This is a genomic window from Streptomyces sp. SP18BB07 (assembly GCF_036322545.1).
Taxonomy (GTDB): domain Bacteria; phylum Actinomycetota; class Actinomycetes; order Streptomycetales; family Streptomycetaceae; genus Streptomyces; species Streptomyces deccanensis.
Genome location: NZ_JAQYWT010000284.1, coordinates 110,292 through 131,270, shown reverse-complemented (window position 1 = coordinate 131,270; position 20,979 = coordinate 110,292). Strand labels below are relative to the sequence as shown.

15 protein-coding genes and 1 pseudogene are annotated in these 20,979 nt (G+C 71.6%); 8 read left to right on the top strand and 8 right to left on the bottom strand.

Annotation, left to right across the window (positions count from 1 at the left end):
* Positions 1-111: 111 nt before the first annotated feature.
* Together PUR53_RS15810 and PUR53_RS15805 are read right to left on the bottom strand one after the other, a co-directional pair.
* A pseudogene (locus PUR53_RS15810) lies at positions 112-1,603 on the bottom strand (ABC transporter substrate-binding protein).
* 79 nt (positions 1,604-1,682) lie between these two features.
* The gene (locus PUR53_RS15805; protein WP_329908646.1) at positions 1,683-2,237 is read right to left on the bottom strand and encodes a GNAT family N-acetyltransferase; all 555 of its coding nucleotides are present in this window, start codon (positions 2,235-2,237) and stop codon (positions 1,683-1,685) included.
* A 168-nt stretch (positions 2,238-2,405) separates the two neighbouring features.
* On the opposite strand from PUR53_RS15805, the gene PUR53_RS15800 reads away from it, so the two are divergent.
* The 4 genes from PUR53_RS15800 (at position 2,406) to PUR53_RS15785 (ending at position 4,630) form a co-directional block, all read left to right on the top strand.
* Positions 2,406-3,428 (top strand): Ppx/GppA phosphatase family protein, encoded by a 1,023-nt coding sequence (locus tag PUR53_RS15800; RefSeq protein WP_329898058.1) that lies wholly within the window; start codon positions 2,406-2,408, stop codon positions 3,426-3,428.
* Between the two features lie 90 nt (positions 3,429-3,518).
* The gene (locus PUR53_RS15795; RefSeq protein WP_329908645.1) at positions 3,519-3,722 is read left to right on the top strand and encodes a hypothetical protein; all 204 of its coding nucleotides are present in this window, start codon (positions 3,519-3,521) and stop codon (positions 3,720-3,722) included.
* Positions 3,723-3,896: 174 nt separating this feature from the next.
* Positions 3,897-4,340, top strand: coding sequence for an STAS domain-containing protein (locus PUR53_RS15790; protein WP_329908643.1), 444 nt, complete (start codon positions 3,897-3,899; stop codon positions 4,338-4,340).
* Positions 4,341-4,438: 98 nt separating this feature from the next.
* The gene (locus tag PUR53_RS15785) at positions 4,439-4,630 is read left to right on the top strand and encodes a hypothetical protein (RefSeq protein WP_329898162.1); all 192 of its coding nucleotides are present in this window, start codon (positions 4,439-4,441) and stop codon (positions 4,628-4,630) included.
* A gap of 194 nt (positions 4,631-4,824) precedes the next feature.
* On the opposite strand, the gene PUR53_RS15780 is transcribed toward PUR53_RS15785, so the two are convergent.
* Positions 4,825-5,268: a protease inhibitor gene (locus PUR53_RS15780; RefSeq protein ID WP_329898055.1), complete on the bottom strand. Its 444-nt coding sequence runs from the start codon at positions 5,266-5,268 to the stop codon at positions 4,825-4,827.
* Between the two features lie 541 nt (positions 5,269-5,809).
* Here PUR53_RS15780 and PUR53_RS15775 point away from each other — a divergent pair.
* Positions 5,810-6,580 (top strand): carbonic anhydrase, encoded by a 771-nt coding sequence (locus PUR53_RS15775; protein WP_329898054.1) that lies wholly within the window; start codon positions 5,810-5,812, stop codon positions 6,578-6,580.
* Positions 6,581-6,723: 143 nt separating this feature from the next.
* Entirely contained in the window at positions 6,724-7,893 is a 1,170-nt protein-coding gene (locus PUR53_RS15770) for a lactate 2-monooxygenase (protein ID WP_329898161.1), read from the top strand.
* A gap of 236 nt (positions 7,894-8,129) precedes the next feature.
* Here the strand turns inward: PUR53_RS15770 and PUR53_RS15765 are convergent, their stop codons facing one another.
* From PUR53_RS15765 to PUR53_RS15745, 5 genes are all read right to left on the bottom strand, one after another.
* A complete protein-coding gene (locus PUR53_RS15765; RefSeq protein WP_329908642.1) occupies positions 8,130-9,977 on the bottom strand; it encodes an RICIN domain-containing protein in 1,848 nt (615 codons plus the stop codon).
* A 552-nt stretch (positions 9,978-10,529) separates the two neighbouring features.
* Entirely contained in the window at positions 10,530-10,907 is a 378-nt protein-coding gene (locus PUR53_RS15760) for a toxin Doc (protein ID WP_329898052.1), read from the bottom strand.
* 3 nt (positions 10,908-10,910) lie between these two features.
* Positions 10,911-11,156, bottom strand: a complete 246-nt coding sequence (locus PUR53_RS15755) for a hypothetical protein (RefSeq protein WP_329898051.1) — start codon at positions 11,154-11,156, stop codon at positions 10,911-10,913.
* Positions 11,157-11,292: 136 nt separating this feature from the next.
* Positions 11,293-13,536 (bottom strand): glycoside hydrolase family 9 protein, encoded by a 2,244-nt coding sequence (locus tag PUR53_RS15750; RefSeq protein WP_329908641.1) that lies wholly within the window; start codon positions 13,534-13,536, stop codon positions 11,293-11,295.
* Between the two features lie 200 nt (positions 13,537-13,736).
* On the bottom strand, positions 13,737-16,826 hold the full coding sequence (locus PUR53_RS15745; protein WP_329908639.1) for a glycoside hydrolase family 2 TIM barrel-domain containing protein: 3,090 nt from the start codon (positions 16,824-16,826) through the stop codon (positions 13,737-13,739).
* A gap of 261 nt (positions 16,827-17,087) precedes the next feature.
* Here PUR53_RS15745 and PUR53_RS15740 point away from each other — a divergent pair, with 261 nt between their 5' ends.
* Positions 17,088-19,502 (top strand): SpoIIE family protein phosphatase, encoded by a 2,415-nt coding sequence (locus PUR53_RS15740; protein ID WP_329898048.1) that lies wholly within the window; start codon positions 17,088-17,090, stop codon positions 19,500-19,502.
* 217 nt (positions 19,503-19,719) lie between these two features.
* A complete protein-coding gene (locus PUR53_RS15735) occupies positions 19,720-20,979 on the top strand; it encodes an SLC13 family permease (RefSeq protein WP_329908637.1) in 1,260 nt (419 codons plus the stop codon).

The window sequence follows — 20,979 nt, the reverse complement described above, 5'->3', positions numbered from 1 at the left end:
CGGAGCGTGCCTTGAGGACGGTGAGCGCCGGATCGGTGCGCGACAGCCACGGCAGCAGGCCGATCCCGCACAGCAGACCGGCGGCGAGCAGGGCCCGCCAGAGTGCCCGTATCAGCGCCGGGTCCCCGTTCCGACCAGCGTGCGCTCGTACGGGTCCAGGATCACGCCCCGCACGGAGGTGCTGACGCCGGTGATGATCCGCTGGTGGACGAGCGGGACGGTGGCGTCGGTGGCGAGGATCGCCGCCTCGGCGGTCATCGCCGCCTGCTGCCGCTTGGCGGTGTCGGACTCCTTCGCGGCGGCGGCGACGGCCCGGTCGACCTTCTTGTCGCAGAGCAGGGCGAGGTTGTAGCTGCCGTCGCAGGTGAAGTCGCCGGCCAGGATGGTGACGGGGTCGCCGGTGTCGAGGAGGGAGTTGCGGGCGCCGACAAACGCGTCGAACTTGCCGGCGAGGGCGTCGCTCTCCAGCCGCGAGTACTCGCGGACCTCCAGCTTCACCTCGAACCCGGCCTCCCTGAGCTGCTGTTGCAGCACCTGGGCGACCTCGGGCAGCTCGGGCCGGTTGTCGTAGGTGGCGAGGGTGACGGAGGTGCCGTCGGGGTCGGCGGCCTTCGCGCGGCCGGCCGGTGCGACGCGCTTGCCGCCGGCCCAGGTCACGGCGGGGCCGAAGATGCCGACTCCGGCGTCCGCGTGTCCCTCGTACACGTCCTTGGCGAGGACGGAGCCGTCGACGGCCTCGCGGGCGGCGGCCCGCAGCTTCGGGTCCTTGAACGCGCCGGTCCTGGTGTTGAGCAGGAGGCTGGTGGTGCGGGTGGTGGCCGTCTCGCGGCGGGTGGCCTTGTCGAGGGTAGGCCTGCGACACGGGGACGGCCTCGGCGATGTCGACCTGGTCGGTGCGCAGGGCGTTGGTGCGCGCGGAGCCGTCGGCTATGAACTTGGCGTCGATGCCGCCGGCCTGGGCGCGGCCGCCCCAGCATTCCTCGAAGCGGTCCAGGGTGGCCGCGGTGGTGCCGGTGACCTTGGTGAGCTCGAACGGGCCGGTGGCCGTGCCGACCGGGTTCACGCGCTCGGCGCCGTAGGCCTTGGCGGACAGGATCGCGAGGCCGGGGCTGGTGAGCCTGAGCGGCAGGGCGGGGTCCGGGTCCTCGGTGGTGACGCGCACCTGGCGGTCGCCCTCGGCCTTCGCGGTGAGGCTGATGCCGGAGAGCGCGGGGGTGACCGGTTCGGCCTCGGTGGCCCGGGTGAGGGCGGTGGCGACGGTGGCCGGGGTGACCTCGGTGCCGTCCTGGAAGGTGGCCTCGCGCAGGGAGAAGAGCCAGTTCCGGTCGTTCTCGCGGGTCCAGGACTCGGCGAGCGCGGGGGCCGGGACGCCGTTGGCGTCCAGCTTGGTCAGGCCCTCGGTGACGCCGAGCCGGCTGAGGAGGGTCGCGTCGGCGCCGTACGGCGAGAAGTTCTCGACGGGCGGGAAGGCGAGGGCCACGCGCAGTCGGGAGCCGTCGCCTGAGGCGTCGTCGGTGGCCCCTCCGTCCGAGGCGAAGCAGCCGGCCAGCAGGGGGGCGAGGAGCAGGCCGGCGACGGCGCGACGGCGACGGGGAGTGCGCATGGTCCTTGGTTCTCTGTGGGGGACGGGGCGGCGGGGACAGAACGAGGGGGGCGCGACGCAGCCTACATGAGAATGATTTTCATGTAATCGGCGAGGGGGCGACGGTCGCGGGCACCGGGACCTCGAAGTGCACCACCCGCTCCCCGGTCGTCTCGCGCTCGTCGCACACGGCCACCCCCTGCGAACGCCAGAAGTGCTCGGCGCCGGGCACCCCGGGGTCGGTGTGCAGGTACACGGAGCGGTAACCGCCGTCGGCCGCCGCGAAGTCCAGCAGCGCGGCGACCAACCGCCGAGCCAGCCCTCGCCGTCGATGCTCGGCGCGGACGTACACGCGACGCAGTTGCGCGGTCTCCCCGGACGGGTAACACTCGGCCAGCCAACGGGGGTTGGGCGGATGCGCGGGCCCCCGGGAGTCCAGCGCACCCGTGGCGACGACCGCGCCGTCCCGCTCGTCGACCGCCACCAGGAGCACATGGCGAGCCGGAACGACGTACGCGCCCCGCAGATCGATGATGTCGCCGTGCCAGCGCGGCACATAGCCCGTCCCGAAGTCCCGGTAGACGGTGTCGAGCATCACCGTCCGCGCACCGTCGAGGTCCTCGGGCCCTGCCACTCTGATGTCGTAGTGCTGCACCTGCACATCATATGCAATAAGTCTGATCATTCCGATCAGGGGTTCGGATCGCCGCGCCCTCGGCGGGGTGGTACTGCGCGGCGCGCGGTCGGCCTGGATGCGACCGTGCGCCACCGCTCGCCGTACAAGACACGCGTGTTGAGGCGACGACCGGGTACTCCGGAGGTCATGCGGATGAGTGTGGTGGATGTGGGATCGAACACCGTACGGCTGGTGGTGGCGGACGCCGAGGGGGGCGTGCCGCTGCCGGTGCACACCGCCAAGTGGCGCCTGCGGCTGTCCGAACAGGTGCCGCCCGGGGGTGATGTGCCCGACGAGGCCGTGGAGCGGTTGTGCCAGGCGGTCACAGCCGCGGCGCGGACGGCGGAGAGATGGGGGGCGTCGACACCACTGGCGTTCGCGACCGCCGTGGTGCGGTCGGCGCCGAACTGTCGGGAGGTGCTGCGCACCGTGCGCGCGGAGACCGGCGTCCTGATCTGTACCCTGCCCGGCGAGGTGGAGGCCGAACTCACCTTCCTCGGGGCGCGGCGGTGGATGGGCTGGCGGTCGGGGCCGCTGGCCCTGCTGGACATCGGGGGCGGCTCGCTGGAGGTGGCCTTCGGACGGGGACGGCTGCCGGACTTCGTGGCCTCGCTGCCGCTGGGCGCCAACCGGCTGACGCACGAGTTCTTCCACGGGCAGGACCCGCCGTCGCTGGAGAGCATCAAGGCGCTGCGCCGCAAGGTCCGTCATCAACTCCGGGACGTCTCGGCCCGCATCCGGTGGGAGGGGCCGCGCACGGCCGTGGCCACCTCACGCACGTTCCAGCAGCTCTCCCGGCTGTGCGGATCCGCGCCTGGCCGTCATGGGCCCTTCGTGGAACGGGAGTTGCGGTGCGCGGACCTCGGCGAGGCCATCACCCGTCTCGCCGCCCTGCCCGCGGCCCAGCGGGCCGCCCTGCCGGGCATCTCCGCGCCCCGGGCGACACAGAGCCTCGCCGGGGCGCTGGTCGGGCACACCACGATGAAGCTCTCCGGCCTGAAGAGCGTGACGATCTGCCCCTGGGCGATCCGCGAGGGTGTCCTGCTGCGGCACATCGAGGACGGCCCGGCGTGGTGGTCGGAGGTGACCCGGGACGTCGAAGCCCCCGGGTCGGCCGGTTCGAGCACGCCGGGGGCGGTGCCGCTGCGGATCGCGGCACCGGCCCGCTGACCGCACCCGGTCGACCCGATCTCCCTCCAACTCACCCCATGGTCACCCCATCTCACCGCACCGCACCTCACAGGCAGGAAGGAGCCCCCCATGACTCACCAGGACAAGAGGAACCCGAAGGACAAGCACAGCCCGGACGACAAGCGCGACACCGCCCTCGACGAGGTCCTGCGCGAGGCGGAGCGGGCCGAGACGGACGTCACCGACTCCGAGGGGCGCCGTCGTCACCGTGGAGAGGCGGGCGACGCGATCACGCCCAATGAGCGGGCCCAGGAGGAGTCCCACCACGACTAGAGCGCCTGGGACTCGGGGGCAGGCGGCACGTTGCCGAAAGTCAATACACGGGGCGGCAATTCACCTTTTCGTGTGTCGTAGATCTTGCGCCGGGGCGCGAAAGGGATGGTCTGCTCCGCGCCGGGGTAGCTAACCGGATCCGATGCGCCCTACCCCTGACAAGGTGGAGCCGCCATGAGTCCGGATGCCCATGACCGCGCCGCCCCTCGCCCCGGGGGCACGGCCCCCGAGTCCGGGTCGGTGGTGGCCAACCCGTATGCCCGCACCCGTCAGGTCGGGCCGTTCGTCGTCATCGAGGTCTCGGGCGAGATCGACATGGCGTCGGCCGGCTCCCTCGCCGAGCATCTGACGGCCGCCGCCACCGGGGCAGCCCCGCCGGACGTGCTCGTCGACCTGCGTCACGTCGCCTTCTTCGACTGCTCGGGGCTGCGCGTGCTGTGCAGAGCGGAGGCCACGGCCAGGTCACGCGGCGGGCGGCTCCGTCTCGTCTCCGACCAGCCCCGGATACACCGGCTGCTGCGCGCCGCCGGACTGCTGGGCCGCTTCCCGCCGTTACCCGACGTCCCGTCCGCGTCTTCCCCGCCCCCGCCCCCGCCGCAACGGCCAAGTCTCAAGTAGCAGTTCAATGAAACGATTGAAGGACCTGCGGCAGGCACACACCGTTCCGGCGGACACCGGCGCGGAATCCGAAGGACATAGAAGTGGAGACGCGCGAAGTGAAGTTCCTTCTCGAAGTCGACCTGGACAGCACGGACTGGGACGAGGGCACCACCGTCCAGGAGTTGGAGCGCATCCTGCGCTACTGGGGCGGTAACCTCCGGCACTGCGAGATCGGCCCCGGCGACGCACAGCCCCTGTACGACTCCGGTCACCAGCAGGTCGGCCGCTGGACCGTCACGTCCGAGTGACCCACCGGGCCCCGGCATGATGCCGGGGGCCGGCCCGCGGCCCCACTCCGCTTCGGCCGGCCCCCGGACGGGGATCGCATGGCACACCGCGACAGGGCTCGCGCTCCCCAGCCACGGGCCCTCGCTCATCACTCACGGGGCCACGCAACCCCCGGTCTTCCGGCCGCCGTCCGGCGGCCGTGTCGTACGGGAGGTCAGAAGGAGTAGAGAACGCTCGCGGCGGAGTCCTTCAGACACTCGTTGGCGAAGGTGCGCTCGTACGCGACGCGCTTGCCCTCCCAGACACCGTGCACGGTGACGATCACCGGGTCGTACTGCTTGGTGCACATCACCCCGACGCTGCCGCTCAGGGCCTCGAAGTCGCCGCCGCTGTCGCGGAGTTCGGCACAGGCGTCGACGGGTGCCGGATGGGTGCCGGCGGGCTTCGGCGCGCAGCTCAGGGTGACCGCCCGCTCGGGCGTGACGGTGGCCGAGGTCTCGCCGTGGCCCATGGTCAGCACCAGGGCCGACGGGGCGTACAGCCCCTTCGCGGCGGGCTCGGGGGCCGCGAGCGCGGGCCCCGCGAGGGGACCGCAGACGGTGGCCGCCGTCAGGGTGAGAGTCGCTGCCAGGCGCGCGGTCTTCGGCATGGTGTGCATCCTTCCGCTCTGCGGGTGTGCCCGGACGGCTCCGTCACATCGGTCGCGTGTACGAAGCCGGCCCGGACGGTGCCGGTTCGGCGAGCGCGAGTCTGCCGGGTCCCGGGGCGGAACACACATCGACCCCACAGGTTTCGGTAACTTTGAGTATTGAATCAGTGGCTCGAAGTCACAGAGTTCGAACATGCAAACCCCGATTCTGAGCGGTTCGCGATCGCCCCATGATCATGAATGGCCGGATCTCCATGGCTGGGCAATCGGCCTGAAACATTCCGCTTCGACGCGCTACGACCGCCCGAACGGCCCCCGACGCGACCCTGCATGAGGGGGTTCCGCAACCGGATCCGCCCTGCTGCACCGCGTGATTTGGACGGGCGCTTGCCCTGCGCTGCATGAGTGCTGGACGGCCGCTAACCGGCCTCCCGCGAGGGTGGAATCACCAACTCCACCTGGGAGAACGGGAGCAGAGAGCCGGTGTCGGCGTACCCGCGCTTCCCGACTTCCCGGGCGGATTCCGCTCAGGAACGTAAGGGACAGACTCATGGGTAACGCTGTGCGGCCACAACGCAGGGCCATTCTCACCGGAGGACTCGCGGCTGCCTCCGCGGCCTTGCTCACCGCCTGTTCGTCGCAGTCCGGCGGTGCCGGTACGGCGAAGGCGGCGAACCTGGCAGCGGCGTCCCCCGCCCCGAAGGCCGCTCCGCGCCCCGACTCCGCGCGGACGGCGTACGCCAGGCTGATGGACGGCAACAAGCGCTGGGTGAGCGGCAAGCTGCAGCACCCCGACCAGGACCCCGCGCGGCGCGCGGCGGTCGCGCCCGAGCAGAAGCCCTACGGCGTGATCGTCTCCTGCATCGACTCCCGCGTGCCGCCGGAGCTCGTCTTCGACACCGGCATAGGCGACCTGTTCGTGATACGCACCGGCGGGCAGGTCGTGCAGCCGGTGGTCGTCGGCTCCGTCGAGTACGGGCCCCTCACCGCCGGGTCCCCGCTCATCGTCGTGCTGGGGCACCAGAACTGCGGGGCCATCAAGGCGGCGTACAAGGCGATCAAGGACGACGAGGACCTGCCGGGCAACCTGCAGTCGATCGTCGAGGCCCTGCGCCCCGCCTACCAGGACATCGCCAAGGCCAAGCACGCCGACCCCGTCGACGCGATGATCCGCGCCCACGCCAACCGGACCGCCGCCGACCTGCGGTCCAACGCCTCCCTCGCTCCCCTGGTGAAGAAGGGCGACCTGAGCGTGGTCAGCGCCTACTACTCACTCGACACGGGCCGCGTGGAAACCCTCACAGGAGCCCCTTCCGCCTGACCGCCCTCGGCGGGACCGGCGTGGCCCAGGACGCCCGCACCGTCCTGGGCCACGCCGTGCGGTGTGGTGGACGGTCGGCTGCTGGATCGTCAGGATCGTCGGCGATGCGGGGTGTTCTCGACGGTGAGAGGCAGGGCGGGCGGATGGCGAAGCACTGGGCGGACTTCCAGTACGAGATCTACCTGGGCGGGATGGGCGGAGCCGTACCCCGGCTGCCCACCGACCTGACCCGGCTGGAGGAGCTGGCCGAGCACCGGCTCGGCGCCGGTCCGGTCGGCTACGTGGCGGGCAGCGCGGGCAACGGCAGTACGGCCCGCGCCAACCGGGACGCACTGGAGCGGCACCGTATCGTGCCCCGGCTGCTGCGGGACGTGAGCGAACGCGATCTGTCCGTCGAGGTGTTGGGCCGGGCGCTGCCGGCGCCGGTGGCCCTCGCCCCGGTGGGCGTGCTGTCGATCGTGCACCCGGAGGCGGAGCCGGCGGCGGCGCGGGCCGCCGCCGCGCAGGGCGTGCCGTACATCCTGTCCTCGGCGTCCAGCACACCCATGGAGCAGGTCGCGGAAGCCATGGGGGACGCGGAGCGCTGGTTCCAGCTGTACTGGGCGAAGGACCGTGAGGTCACCCGGAGTTTCCTGGAACGGGCGCAGGCCGCCGGGTACTCCGTACTCGTCGTCACCCTCGACACGCCGTTGCTCGGCTGGCGGCCCCGTGATCTGGAGCGGGCGTACCTGCCGTTCCTGCACGGCGTCGGCACCGCCAACTACTTCTCCGACCCGGCGTTCCGGGCGGGGCTCGCCAAGCCGGTCCACGAGGATCCGAACGCGGCCGTGCTGCACTTCGCGGGGATGTTCGGCGACCCCGGGAAGACCTGGCCCGACCTGGCGTTCCTGCGTGAACACTGGGACGGGCCGATCGTGTTGAAGGGGGTGCTCCACCCGGACGACGCGCGGCTCGCCGCGGACGCGGGGATGGACGGGGTGGTCGTGTCCAACCACGGCGGGCGGCAGGTGGCGGGGGGTGTGGGGGCGGCGGACGCGCTGCCGGGGGTGGTCCGGGCGGTGGGTGATCGGGTGACGGTGCTCTTCGACAGTGGGGTGCGTACGGGTGATGACGTCTTCAAGGCGTTGGCGCTCGGGGCGGAGGCCGTGCTGGTGGGGCGGCCGTATGTGTACGGGCTGGCGCTGGACGGGCAGGCGGGGGTGGAGCACGTCGTTCGTTGTCTGCTCGCCGAGTTGGATCTCACGCTGGCGTTGGCGGGGCATCGGGGGCCGGGGTCCGTGGATGGCGGCAGTCTGGTGGGTGGGGGTTCCTGACGCGGGTTTTCGCCCCCGCCGCCCCTACCCGTCCCATCCTGAAGGGGCTGCGCCCCTTTGACCCCCAGGCGTCCGTCCGGTGGGGGCTGGTCGCGCAGTTCCCCGCGCCCCTGGAAAATGCGGGGCTGCGCCCCGGCTTTTTCCAGGCCCGCAGGGCCTGGAGCTTTCAGGGGCGCGGGGAACTGCGCGAGTAGCCCCCACCGGACCCGCACCCGAACGACGACCTCTCCTGGCCCCTACAACCCGAGACCCGTCAGCAGAGTCGGTACGTCCACCGAAGTCAGCGGTGTCAGGGGCGTCACCGACCCCGTGCCGTCCTCTTCCCCGTCCTCTTCCCCGTCGTCCACCGACAGGACGGACCCGCCCTGCCCGGCCTCGGCCTCTGGCCTGGCGTTCGGCGTCGGTGTGCCGGACTTCTTCGGGTCCGGCGCCGGGGACGCGTCATCCGCCTCCGGTTCCTCGGAGACCGGCTCGGTCTCGGGCGTGGGCGCCTCGGATCCGGAAACGGAGAGGGACTCGGGGCTCGCGGTCACCCCGTCGGTGAGCCAGCGCTGCTTGGTGGAGTCGTCCCGGACCTTGACGACGACGTCCGACTTGGGCTCCGAGTCGATGGGGGCCATGGCGAGCCCTTCGCCCCACCGGGGCAGCAACTCGCCCTGGCCGGTGAAGTCGTAGCGGACGTCGTCGCTTCGCTTGGAGTGTTCGCCCGCGCAGCTGCCGAGGACGACGACCCCGGCGTCCACCTGGGAGTCCAGGCACAGTTCGGGGTTGGCGACACTGCGCAGCAACCCGTCCTCCTCGTAGGACCACTTCTGCGTCCAGCCCGAGTCGCACACGGCGAGTTCGGTCGAGGCGCCCTTGACGGCCTTGCCGCCGGCGATGTCGAGGCACAGGTCGGCGGCCTGGTTGCGCAGCCGGGTCTGCTGGGGTGCCGTGGGCCGACCGTCCGAGGCCGGCGGGGTCGGCGAAGCGCTGCCCCTGGTGGCCTCGTTGCCGGTGTCCGGCGCCGTGGCGACGCCCCCGGAGGCGCTGGTGGAGGCGGTGGGGTCGGCGCCGCTGCCGTCGTCCGAGAGGAACGCGGCACCCAGGATGGCCGCGAGCAGCGCGCCGGAGGAGACGCCGACGGTGAGCAGGGCCCGGGGGTTGCGTGCGCCGGAGGTGATCCGGCGGCGCTGCGCGGGGATCTGGGAGAGCAGTCGGTGGCGTCCGCCGCTCCCCGGACGTCTCGACGTGCCCTTCTGCGGCATCCGGCCGGGCCGGGAGTCGAGGTAGCGCCGGGCGCCCCAGCCGAGTACGGCTTCGGCGATGACCCCGCCGAGTCCGCCCTCGAAATGGCTGAGTTGCTCGGCCGCGTAACGGCAGTAGCGGCACTCCAGCAGATGCTGCTGGACGTCCGGCAGCAGCGCGCCACCGCGGCGAATGGGCACGTCCAGCAGGCGGTTGTAGAAGCGGCAATCCTTGGACGGCGCGAGTTCCCGGTGGGCGCGGACACAGCCCTCACGGAATTTGTCCCGCGCCTGCTCCAGGGTGGCGACCGCGCTGTCGGCGTCCAGCCCCAGCAAACCAGTGGGTATGGTTATCGTTTCGGCTTCTACTTCGGTGTGCCACAGCAGGCACTGGGCGACCGCCGGGAGCGCCTGGAATGAGCGCTCGACGAGCTTGCGGTTTTCGGGTGTCATGGACTTCGCCGCCCGCATACCGCGCCCTCCGGCGGGCTTGCGCAGATCCGGCAGCACACCGGAGACACCCCCTTCCGCGGACCACTCCTTGACGGTGTCACGCGCGGCCACCAGCAACCGGGGCCGCAGGGCGACACCCGACTCGCCCCGCATCAGCCCGTCGAGCACCCGATGGAAGGCGGTCGCGGTGACCATCGAGGCGACCTGCGACTGAGTGGCGAGACAAATGGCCGCGTAGTCATAGGCCGACTGCCAGTGCCGCGCCATCAACAGGGCGACGGGGTCGCCGGTACCGCCGCCCTCCGGCCATCCCCTCAGCCGGGCGGCGAGAGTCTCGTCGGACTCTCCGGGCACCGGGCCGGGCGCGGGCGGAAAAGTGGGGCGGGGAGGGTGGGGGGTGTGCACAGAGCGGGTTCCTTCCAAGGCGCAAGATGGCACACGGAGTGGTGACCGCCGAAAAGGGCCCTGGATTGGTGCGTACCTTTTTGGCGGGCGCCGGGAAAGCGGCTGGGGACCGAGCCGCACGATGGCCGTGTTCCTTGAGCCTTTTGGGCCCTTCGGGGACCGGCGAAAGCCAAATGGCCTTTCCGGCCGGGCCATTGCCCCTGCGCAGGAAGTTCACCCTTGCACAAGTTACTCATGGCTAACAAGGCACTTGTGCAACATCCGCATCACTAAAAGCAGGTCAGATGACCGGTACGAATGATTCCGCTTCGCAGAACGAACCCTTCCGGTTCCCGAAATCCTCAAGGCTTCAAGCACCCCGTGTGAACCGTACGCACACCCCGGTGGTCCGCGCACGCTCCCGCCGCGCCGGTGGTTCGTTGTTCACTGAGGCCGGCCACCTCGGAAGGCCCCGCGCGGAACGGCGGCTCTCCCGCGCGAAACGGGCCGCCGACCTTGATCCTCCCGCCCTCGGTCGGCGGCCCCGGGGTGGGACCGCCCTCTCCGGCCCGCTCAGATCTGCCAGGACCTCAGCCGGTCCGCCGCCCCGTAGACATCGGTCTTCCCGGAGATCAGGTCACGCGCGAGATCCACCAGGGCTCCGTAGGGCGGGTCGATTCCGACGCCGCTGACATACATGTAGGCCACGGCCGTGGCACAGGCGAAACGGGCGTTGGCGGCCGGCAGGGGCTTGAGCAGGGCGAGGGTGTGCAGCAGCGCGGCGGCCCGCCAGGCCGGGTCGGAGTCGACGCCGAGGCGCGGCGGGTCGACGCGATGCCGGGCCACGGCGGCGACGAGTGCCGAGAAGTCGCTGACGGTGGGCTGCTCGGGCATGACCTCTTCGTGTCGCTGGAGCAGCCACGGCACGTCGATGTGGATGACGGGAGCCATCGGTCAGACGGCCCGTCCCCCCGCCTTGGCGGCGGGTTCGTCGTCCGGGAAGGCGGCGGCGAACTCGTCGGCGTGCGCGCTGAAGAACTCCCGGAAGGCCTCCGCGCCCTCCTTCAGCGCCCGGTGTCGCACGATGTCGGCCGCGGCCGCCTCGCGCACGAGCGCCTTCATCGACGTACCGCGTTCCCTGGCCATCTGCCGCAGGTCCTCTAGCTCGCGGTCACTGAACTCCACATTCAGAGCTGGCATGCGCCCACGGTACCGCGAGGGTACTTACTCGTAAATAATCGCAGGTCAATGCTATGGCAGGGCGGTACCGAAGCAAGGCGGCCGACGCCCCGGAGGGCATCGGCCGCACGCATGCGAGGTGAGGTGGGGTGAGCTGTCAGATCTGGTCCGCCACGAACGAGGCCATGCGGGCCAGCGCCGCGTTCCAGTTGATCGTGTGTTCGTTGGTCGACCAGGACTGGATGTCGTCGATGTAGCAGAACTGGCCGACGCAGCCCTGGAGTTTACTCTGCGCGAAGGGGTCCTGGATGGAGGAGTTGGGGCCGCCCGCGAGGGTGCCGGCCGGCGGGTTGGGCTGGTCCGGGTCGAGCTGGTGGGCGTACCAACGGGCGTGCTGGTTGCGGGCGTCGACCTCGCCGTAGCCGGTGACGTAGGAGATGTTGAGGGCGTTGCGGCCGAAGAGGTAGTCCATGCTCTGGAGCGCGCCCTCCCGGTACTTGGACGCCCCGCTGATGTCGTAGGCCGTGGCGACGACGACCGCGTTGTTGAGGATCTGGTGGTTGGAGCCCCAGTCGTAGAGGTTGTTCTCGGGCGCGTACGGCATGCCGTACGGGTGGGCCTTCAGCGTGGCCAGGTAGCGGTCGGCGGCCTTGACCACGGACTGGCGGACCTTGTCGCGGCCGGGCAGCTTGTTCGGCACGGTCGCGAGGTCGAGGCGGCCGGCGGCGGCCGTGCGGGCCCAGTCGAAGCCGATGGGTCCGAAGATGTCGGCGGTGTGCACGGGCGAGGCGAGGACGTGGTCCTGGAAGGCCTTCTCGCCGGTGGTCAGGTACAACTGGGCGGCCGCCCAGTAGAACTCGTCGGTGACGTTGTTGTCGGCGTACGTGCCCCCGCCGATGCCGTCGCTCTCGGAGGCGTACACGGCCGGGTGCTCCAGGGCCGCCGCCCACGCCGTACGGGCAGCGGTGAGGGCCTTCGCGGCGAAGGCCCGGTCGTAGGGGCGGTACAGGCGGGCCGCCTGGGCGGCCGTCGCCGCCAGGTTGAGGGTCGCCGCCGTGCTCGGCGGGTGCAGCTCACGCTTCTGCGGGTCGTCGGCGGGCATCAGCGGCAGGCCGGTCCACTGCTCGTCGTGGATCTTGTGGTGGGCCATGCCCGCCAGCGGCTGGCCCTGCGGCACCTGCATCTTCAACAGGAAGTCCAGCTCCCAGCGGACCTCGTCCAGCAGGTCGGGCACCTTGTTGCCGCTCTCCGGGATGTTCAGCGCGCCGTCGCCGAGCTTGCCGGCCTTGCCGGTACGGGCGTGCAGCGCGCGTTCGTAGGTGCTCAGCACCTCCCAGGTGGAGATGCCGCCGTTGACGACGTACTTGCCGTGGTCGCCGGCGTCGTACCAGCCGCCGGTGACGTCGAGCCGGTAGTCGCAGACGCCGGGCTGGCAGGGCACGTTCCCGTCGCCCTGGTTGGGCGCCACGTCGACGTGGCCGGCGGCGCGGCCGTAGCCGGGACGCAGGTCGTCGCTGATCGGGGTGCCGCTGCGCTGGGTGTAGTAGTACTTCAGCGAGTCCAGCCGGAGGCGCTCGTAGGCGGCCGGGTCGATGTCGAACGGGCGGCTGGTCTCGCCGTCGACGACCAGGGTGAAGCCGGTGCCGCGCCCCCGGTACGCGCCGAAGTCGATCGAGTGGACGTCCTGCCCGGAGGAGGCGTCGAGACCGCGCGGGGCGCTCCGCCCCTGGGCGACCACGGCGCCCGAGGCGTTCTTCAGCTGCCAGGGCAGCCGCTCCGCCGCGTCGGTCACCAGGGTGGCGTTCTTGGGCCCGGCGGGCAGATAGGCGACCTGGTTGACCCGCACCCGGGGCCCGGTGTCGGGCTCGTAGACCTCCGGCGGCACCCCGCCGAGCAGCGACACGTCGTCCATGCAGAACGTGAACGGGTTCGCATTGCCGCCCACTTGGAAGCCGACCTGGGCCTGGGTGGCGTCGACGGGCGAGGTGAAGGTGTACGTGTAGGAGTCGCCCGAGACGTTCAGCTGCGGGCTGACCTCGAAGTAGGTGTCGTACGGAGCCACCGACAGGCCGACGATGGCCCGCAGGACGTTGCCCTGGGGCGTGCCGGAGGCGGAGAAGCTGAAGCGGTACGACTCGCCCTTGACCAGGGTGATGTCGTTCTGGCCGACGGCGGCGTCCCAGCGGTTGGTGGTGCCGCCGGGGATCTCGGCGCAGAGGCGGCCGTCGGTGAGGCCTGCGGTGACGTTGCCGGTGGTCCACCAGGGGGCGGTGGTGGTGTCGAAGGTGCCGTTCTTTACCTGTTCGACCTCCTCGGCCTGGGCCGGGCCGGTGGGCAGCGCGGTGAGCGCTGCCGCGAGGAGGGTCGTCAGGGCGAGCAGGGTGGTTCTGCGTCGTTTCACGTCTGGGCTCCTCGGGGGAGGTGGGGGCGCAGTCGGTGACGGGTGGTACCGGGTGGCGCGTGTGCGGGCAGAGACGTGGGAGCGCTCCCAGATGCGGACCTTGGCCATGCTGTTAGAGACATGACAGCCCGTCAACGGTCCGGACGGGACTGGTTTCCGTCCGGACCGGAGCGGAGCGGCTCGCCGACGAGGCCGGGGCGTCAGACCGCGAGCACGTCCAGCCTGCTGATCCGCATCGCGCCGCGCGTCTCGCCCGGATGACGGCTCGTCAGTGTGAGCCGGACGCGGGAGCCGCGCACCGGGGTGAACGTGATCGCTGTCGGGGCGTCGGAGACGGCGGCCCAGTCGATCTTCGCGCCCTCCACGGGGACGTACCGCCCGCCGTCCCACACCTCGACCCCGACGGCCTCGGGCAGGGTGTGCCCGGCGTCGACGGTGAAGGAGACCTCGACCCGGTCGAGCGTCCCGGGCCGCCCCCAGTCGACCGAGACCCAGTCCTCGGGCCGCGCCCCGCTGAACGCGGGCAGCAGGGCGGTGGCGGCCTTGAAGAACGCGTTGGACCAGCCGGTGGCGGGATCGCCGTCGAGCATGGCGGCGGGCAGGGTGTCGGGGCGACCGGAGTAACTCGCGTCGGCGCGGGGGTGGGTGACGGGAGCCGGATGGTCGGGCCCGAACGCGGCGGCCGGGGTCGTCGACCTATCGCGCGCCGGCGTGGCGCGCAGGCTCACCTTCCCGGTGCGCAGGCCCGCCACCCGTGCCGTCACCCGCACCGCGCCCGCCTCGACGCCCGACCGGACGATCGCGAGCGCCTTGCCACCGAAGGCGGTTCGGGTGGATGCCTGGTAGCGCTCCGCGCTCTCCTCGCGGCCGTTGTCGAGGCCCGCGAGGGAACCTCCCCGGACGTCGAAGCTGATGAGGTGCTCGGCGTCGGGGACCACCACGCCCCGGGTGTCGACGATCTCCGCGGTGACGAAGGCCAGCGAACGCCCGTCCGCCTTCAGGGATTTGCGGTCGGCGGTGAGCCGGACGGCGTACGGCTCACCGGCCGTGCGCAGGACGTCGGTGGCGACGATCCTGCCGTCGCGCCGTGCCACCGCCTTCAACTCACCGGGGGTGTACGGCACCTTCCAGGTGAGGTGGAGTTTTCCCGCGCTGCCGTTGGGGCTGGTGTAACTGCCCGGGTACGGGCCGTCGGTGAAGGTCTTGTCGTCGCCGGTGGGTTCGGTGGTCTCCAGGTAGGGCCGCCCGTCGACGGTCTTCTTCTCGTCGAACCTCCGCGTCCCGAGGGACTTCCCGTTGAGGAACAGCTCGACGGTGGCGACGTTGGAGTAGGCCCACACCTCGACCGTGTCGCCCTCGTGGTGGTTCCAGGTCATCGGCAGCAGATGGACCATGGGCTCGCTGGTCCACTGGCTCCGGAAGAGGTGGTACATGTCCTTGGGGAAGCCGGCCGTGTCGACCGCGCCGAAGAAGGATGCCTTCACCGGGAAGACGTCGTACGGCGTGGGCTCGCCGAGGTAGTCGATGCCCGACCAGAGGAACTGCCCGGCGAACCACTTCCGGTCGCGGTCCTTCTTGTGGCCGTACTCGCCGCTCATGGTCCAGGAGGCGAGGTTGTTGTCGTAGGAGGAGACGCCCCGTCGGCCCGGTGTGTGGTTCTCGCCGGTGTTGAGGCGCTCGGGCTCCTGGTAGACGCCTCGCGTGGAGGTCTCCGAGGACGACTCGGACTCGAAGAGGAACAGGTGCGGGTAGCGGGCGTGCAGGGCGTCCACCGACTTGGCGGTGTTGTAGTTGAGGCCGAGGCCGTCGAGCTTGGCGAGGATCAGGTCGCCGGGGGTGCCGGGGGCGGGGACGCTGCGGTGGCGGTGGGAGCCGATGACGACGGGGCGGGTGTCGTCGGAGGCCTTGAGGGCGGCGATCAGGCGGTCCGCCATGGCGAGGCCGGAGGTGGAGGTGAACTCGGAGACCTCGTTGCCGATCGACCACATCAGGACGGCGGGCGAGTTGCGGGCCGCGAGCACCATCTCGGTGATGTCGCGGTCGGCCCACTCGTCGAAGAAACGGCCGTAGTCGTAGCGGGTCTTGGGGCTGCGCCAGCAGTCGAAGGCCTCCACCGTCATCATGATGCCGAGGTCCTCGCAGACCTCGATCATCTCGGGCGAGGGCGGGTTGTGGGAGGTGCGCAGCGCGTTGACACCCATCGACTTCATGATCGCCATCTGCCGGCGGATCGCGTCGGCGTGGACGGCGGCGCCGAGCGCGCCGAGGTCGTGGTGGAGGTCGACGCCCTTGATCTTGTGCGGGGTGCCGTTGAGGTGGAAGCCCTCGTCGGGGTCGAAGCGGAAGGTGCGGATGCCGAAGGGGGTGCGGTGGGTGTCGGTGGTCCTGCCGCCGACGCGGAGTTCGGTGGTGAGGGTGTAGCGGTGCGGGTCCGCGAAGTCCCAGAGCCTCGGCTCGCGGACGGTCAGTTCGTGGGTCTCGGTCGCGGTGCCGGTGACGGCGACCGTGGAGGAAGTACGGGCGACCGTCCGGCCACGGGCGTCGACGACGCGGGAGACGACGTCGACGTCCGCCGGGCCGCCGGAGGCGTTCACGACGGAGGTGCGGACGCGGACGAGGGCGCGCTTGGCGGTGATGTCCGGCGTGGTGACGTACGTGCCCCAACGGGCCACGTGCACGGGGTCGGTGACGACCAGTCGGGCCTCGCGGTAGATGCCGCTGCCGGAGTACCAGCGGCTGCTGGGCAGGCGGTTCTGGACCTTGACCGCGATGACGTTCTCGGTGGTGCCGTCGGTGTGCAGCAGGTCGGTGAGGTCGAAGGCGAAGCCGGTGTAGCCGTAGGGGTGGCGGCCGACCTCGGTGCCGTTGCAGTGGACGTACGAGTCCATGTAGACGCCGTCGAACTCGACCGAGATCCGCTTGCCCGCGAGGGAGGGCGGCAGGGTGAAGGCCGTGCGGTACCAGCCGAGGCCGCCGGGGAAGAAGCCGGTGCCGCTGGTGGTGCCGTGCTCGGTGGTCGGGGCGAGTTCGATGGACCAGTCGTGCGGGACGGCGACCTGCCGCCAGGCGGAGTCGTCGTACCCGGGGCGCGCGGCGTCGGCGTACTCGCCGGTGGGGTCGGTGATGCCGCCGGGGTTGACGAGGGCGAAGCGCCAACCGTCGCGGAGCGGGACGGTCCGGCGGGTGGCGGCGGGTCCCGACCGGGGGGCGGCGGTCGCGGTGCCCGTCAGAGCTCCCACCATCGGGGCGGAGGTGCCCGCGACGAGTAAGGATCTGCGGGTGACGGTCATGGTGTTCCCTTCGTCGAACGTGCGGGTGGACGTTCCGGGGAGCCGTGGAGCACAAGACCCCACAAGCCATCACATGCGATCGTGACCGAACAGAATCTGACGACCCGCCCCAGGATCGTCAAGGGCCCCTCGCGCCACTTGGCGAACACCCGTTCAGCAAATCGCGCGGAGGTACGGTTTCCCGTCCGCTTTTCCGGCGGAGCGCATAGGCTGGAATTCGCCCGTAAGCCCGTTCGGTCCGGCGGAATGGAACTCGCGACGATGAGGAGCCGCAAGGTTACGCACGGTGACACCCCTGCGTACGCCCTGGACGGTGCCGCCACCGCGCGGGCGGCCATGGACGGCGACGGCACGATCGTGGAGTGGAACGAGGGCGCCAGACGTCTGCTGGGCTGGCACGCGACGGAGGTCGTGGGCCGGCCCGCCGAGGAGCTGCTCGCCCCCGGCGGCGCCTTTCTGCCGCCCCCCGCGGGCAGCCGCAACTGGAACGGGAAGCTCGCGCTGCGTCACCGCGACGGCCGTACGGTGACCGCGTGGCTGCTCGCCCACCACCGGGGCCTGAAGAACACCGACGGCGGCGGCAGCTGGCTGGTTCTCTGTCCGCTGGACGATCCCGGCCCCCTGGTGCGGGACGATCCGCTCGCCGCGGCCGTCATGGTCCAGTCACCGTGCGCCATGGCCGTCTTCGACGACCGCCTCAGGCTGCGCGGCATCAACGACGTGATGGCGGACGCCGTGGGGATGCCCGAGGAGAACATCCGGGGCCTGCACATGTCCGAGATCATCGGCGGCCGCCAGGGCGAGAAGCTGGAGCAGGACCTGCGCGAGGTGCTGGCCCTGGGCCGGCGCAAGGACGTGCAGACCTTCCTGCGGGCCGCCGACGAGAACCGCGCCCACGCCTGGTCGGCTGCGATCGCCCCGCTCACGGACGAGTCCGGGGTGCCGATCGGGGTCTGCGTCACCGGGCACGACATCACCGAGCAGTACCTGGCGCGGCAGCGGCTGCAGCTGGTGAACGAGGCGAGCATCCGCATCGGCACCACCCTCGACGTGCGGCGGACGGCCCAGGAGCTGGCCGATGTGTGCGTCCCGGTCCTCGCCGACTTCGTCAGCGTCGACCTGATGCAGTCCCTCGACCACGGCGACGAACCGCACGAGGGCCCGCTCTCCGCGCCGTTCACCCTGCGCCGCGCCGCCCACCAGTCGGTGACCCCCGGCTGCCCCGAGGCGGTGGTCGAGGTGGGCCGGACCGACGTGTACCCGGCGACCTCCCCGCAGGCGGCGTCCCTGTCGATCGGGCACACGGTCGTGGCGACGGACCCCGCCAACACCCTCGTGGACTGGCTCGCCTGGGACCCGATACGCAGCCAGCGGGTCAAGGAGCTGGGTGTCCACACGACCATGTCCGTACCGATCCGGGCCCGGGGCACCACCCTCGGCGTGGCCGTCCTGACCCGCTTCAAACGGCTCGACCCGTACACCGCCGACGACGAGCTGCTGGCCGAGGAGGTCACGGCCCGCGCCGCCGTCTGCATCGACAACGCCCGCCGCTACTCCCGCGAACGCGAGACCGCTCTCGCCCTGCAGCGCAGCCTCCTCCCCCAGACCCTGCCCCGCATGCCCGCCCTGGAGGCCGCCTCCCGCTACCTCCCGGCGGCCCAGGCGGGAGTCGGCGGCGACTGGTTCGACGTCATCCCGCTCTCCGGGATGCGGGTCGCCATGGTCGTCGGCGACGTCGTCGGCCACGGCGTCCAGGCCTCCGCCACCATGGGCCGCCTGCGGACCGCCGTACGCACCCTCGCCGACGTCGACCTCGCCCCCGACGAACTGCTCACCCACCTCGACGACCTGGTCGTACGCCTGTCCGCCGAGGCCGGCAGCGAGGGGGTGACCGGCGAGGTGGGCGCCACGTGCCTGTACGCCGTCTACGACCCGGTGACCCGGCGCTGCACCTTCGCCCGTGCCGGGCATCCGCCGCCGGTGGTCCTCGACCCGGACGGACGGCCCATGGAGGTCGAAGTGCCGTCGGGACAGCCCCTGGGCCTCGGCGGGCTGCCCTTCGAGTCCGCCGAGCTCGAACTGCCCGAGGGCACGGTCATCGCCCTCTACACCGACGGCCTGATCGAGACCCGGGACCGGGACATCGACGCCGGCCAGGAACTGCTGGCGGAGGCCCTGTCCGGCCGCAAGGGCTCGCTGGACGACATCTGCCGGGACGTCGTCCACTCCCTGCTCCCCGCGAACGGCGCGCCCGACGACGTGGCGCTGCTGCTGGCCCGCACCCGTGGACTCCGGGCGGAACGGGTGGCGACCTGGTCGATCCCGGCCGACCCGGCGTTCGTGGCCCGCACCCGCCAGTACGTGCTGACGCAGATGGCGCTGTGGGGCATCAGCGAGTCGGCGTTCACGGCGGAGCTGGTGGTGAGCGAGCTGGTCACCAACGCCATCCGGCACGGCGCCCCGCCGATCCAGCTGCGTCTGATCCACGACGACACCACGCTGATCTGCGAGGTGTCGGACGGCAGCGGCACCGCCCCGCACCTGCGCCGGGCCAAGACCTTCGACGAGGGCGGACGCGGGCTGCTGCTCGTGGCCCAGCTGACCCAGCGCTGGGGCAGCCGGCACACCGAGGACGGCAAGACGATCTGGGCGGATCTGACGTTGTCGGAGGAGTGAGCACGACGCGGCAGGAGTGAGCACGACGTCAGGGTGAGGACGACGCCGGAAGGGTGCGCACGACACGGGCCCTGGGTGAGCCGCCTCTCACCGCCCGCCGCACACGTGTTCATCGGACGTCGTCGGGAAGCTGTAGGGTGCACCGGTCTCCGCGCCGTCGGGCGCCCTGACTCCCTCCCCCGAAGAACGCCCCTCAGATCGCCCCGAAAGCCCTGCCGTGAACACCGCCCTCGCCGAGGTCCTGTCCGTCGTCCTGCTCGTCGTCGTCCTCGGCTGCGCGGTCGCCCGCCCCTTCGGGCTGCCGGAGGCCGTGGTCGCCGTACCCGCCGCCGGGATCGCCGTCGCCGCCGGTGCCGTCTCCTGGGAACACGCCCGTGCCGAGGCCGAACTGCTGGGCCCGGTCCTCGGGTTCCTCGCCGCCGTTCTCGTGCTGGCCAAACTCTGCGACGACGAGGGGCTCTTCCAGGCGTGCGGGGCGTGGATGGCGCGCGCGTCGGCCGGCCGCCCCCGTCGGCTGCTGGGGTCGACGTTCGCACTGGCCTCCGGCATCACGGCGGTGCTCAGCCTGGACGCGACGGTCGTCCTGCTCACTCCGGTGGTGTTCGCGACCGTGGCCCGGCTGGGCGCCCGCCCCAAGCCGCATGTGTACGCCACCGCGCATCTGTCGAACACGGCCTCGCTGCTGCTGCCCGTGTCCAACCTCACCAACCTGCTGGCCTTCACGGCTTCCGGGCTGACGTTCACCCGGTTCGCGCTGCTGATGGCGGCGCCGTGGGCGGTGGCCGTGGCCGCCGAGTACCTGGTGTTCCGGCGGTTCTTCGCGGCCGATCTGGACGCCGGGACGCCGACGCCCGAGGAGGCCGTCGAGGCGCCCGAGCTGCCGATGTTCGCGCTGGTGACGGTCGTGTGCACGCTCGCCGGGTTCGTGCTGACGTCCGCGCTCGGGATCGAGCCGGTGTGGGCGGCGCTGGCCGGGGCCCTGGTCCTCTCGGTCCGCGCGCTGATCCGCCGGACCACCGGCCCGCGCGCCCTCTTCCACTCCCTCTCCCTGCCCTTTCTCGCGTTCGTGCTGGCGCTGGGCGTGGTGGTGCGCGCGGTCGTCGACAACGGGCTCGCCGACGCGCTGGGCCGCGTGATGCCGTCCGGCACGGGCCTGCTCGCCCTGCTCGGCGTCGCCGCCCTGGCCGCCCTGCTGTCCAACGTCATCAACAACCTGCCCGCGGTCCTGGTCCTGGTCCCGCTGGCCGCCCCGCTGGGCACGGGCGCCGTCCTCGCCGTGCTCCTGGGGGTCAACATCGGGCCGAACCTGACGTACGCCGGTTCCCTGGCCACCCTGCTGTGGCGGCGCATCGTCCACCAGCACGAACACGACGTGGACCTGGGCGAGTTCACCCGCCTCGGCCTGCTCACCGTCCCGGCGGCCCTGGTGTCGTCGGTGGTGGCGCTGTGGCTGTCGCTGCTGGCCTTCGGGGGCTGA

Coding starts and splice junctions, on each gene's coding strand:
- PUR53_RS15780 (WP_329898055.1), bottom strand. CDS start 5,268: ATGCACACCATGCCGAAGACCGCGCGCCTGGCAGCGACTCTCACCCTG.
- PUR53_RS15790 (WP_329908643.1), top strand. CDS start 3,897: ATGAGTCCGGATGCCCATGACCGCGCCGCCCCTCGCCCCGGGGGCACG.
- PUR53_RS15745 (WP_329908639.1), bottom strand. CDS start 16,826: ATGACCGTCACCCGCAGATCCTTACTCGTCGCGGGCACCTCCGCCCCG.
- PUR53_RS15755 (WP_329898051.1), bottom strand. CDS start 11,156: ATGCCAGCTCTGAATGTGGAGTTCAGTGACCGCGAGCTAGAGGACCTG.
- PUR53_RS15770 (WP_329898161.1), top strand. CDS start 6,724: ATGGCGAAGCACTGGGCGGACTTCCAGTACGAGATCTACCTGGGCGGG.
- PUR53_RS15760 (WP_329898052.1), bottom strand. CDS start 10,907: ATGGCTCCCGTCATCCACATCGACGTGCCGTGGCTGCTCCAGCGACAC.
- PUR53_RS15775 (WP_329898054.1), top strand. CDS start 5,810: ATGGGTAACGCTGTGCGGCCACAACGCAGGGCCATTCTCACCGGAGGA.
- PUR53_RS15740 (WP_329898048.1), top strand. CDS start 17,088: ATGAGGAGCCGCAAGGTTACGCACGGTGACACCCCTGCGTACGCCCTG.
- PUR53_RS15800 (WP_329898058.1), top strand. CDS start 2,406: ATGCGGATGAGTGTGGTGGATGTGGGATCGAACACCGTACGGCTGGTG.
- PUR53_RS15795 (WP_329908645.1), top strand. CDS start 3,519: ATGACTCACCAGGACAAGAGGAACCCGAAGGACAAGCACAGCCCGGAC.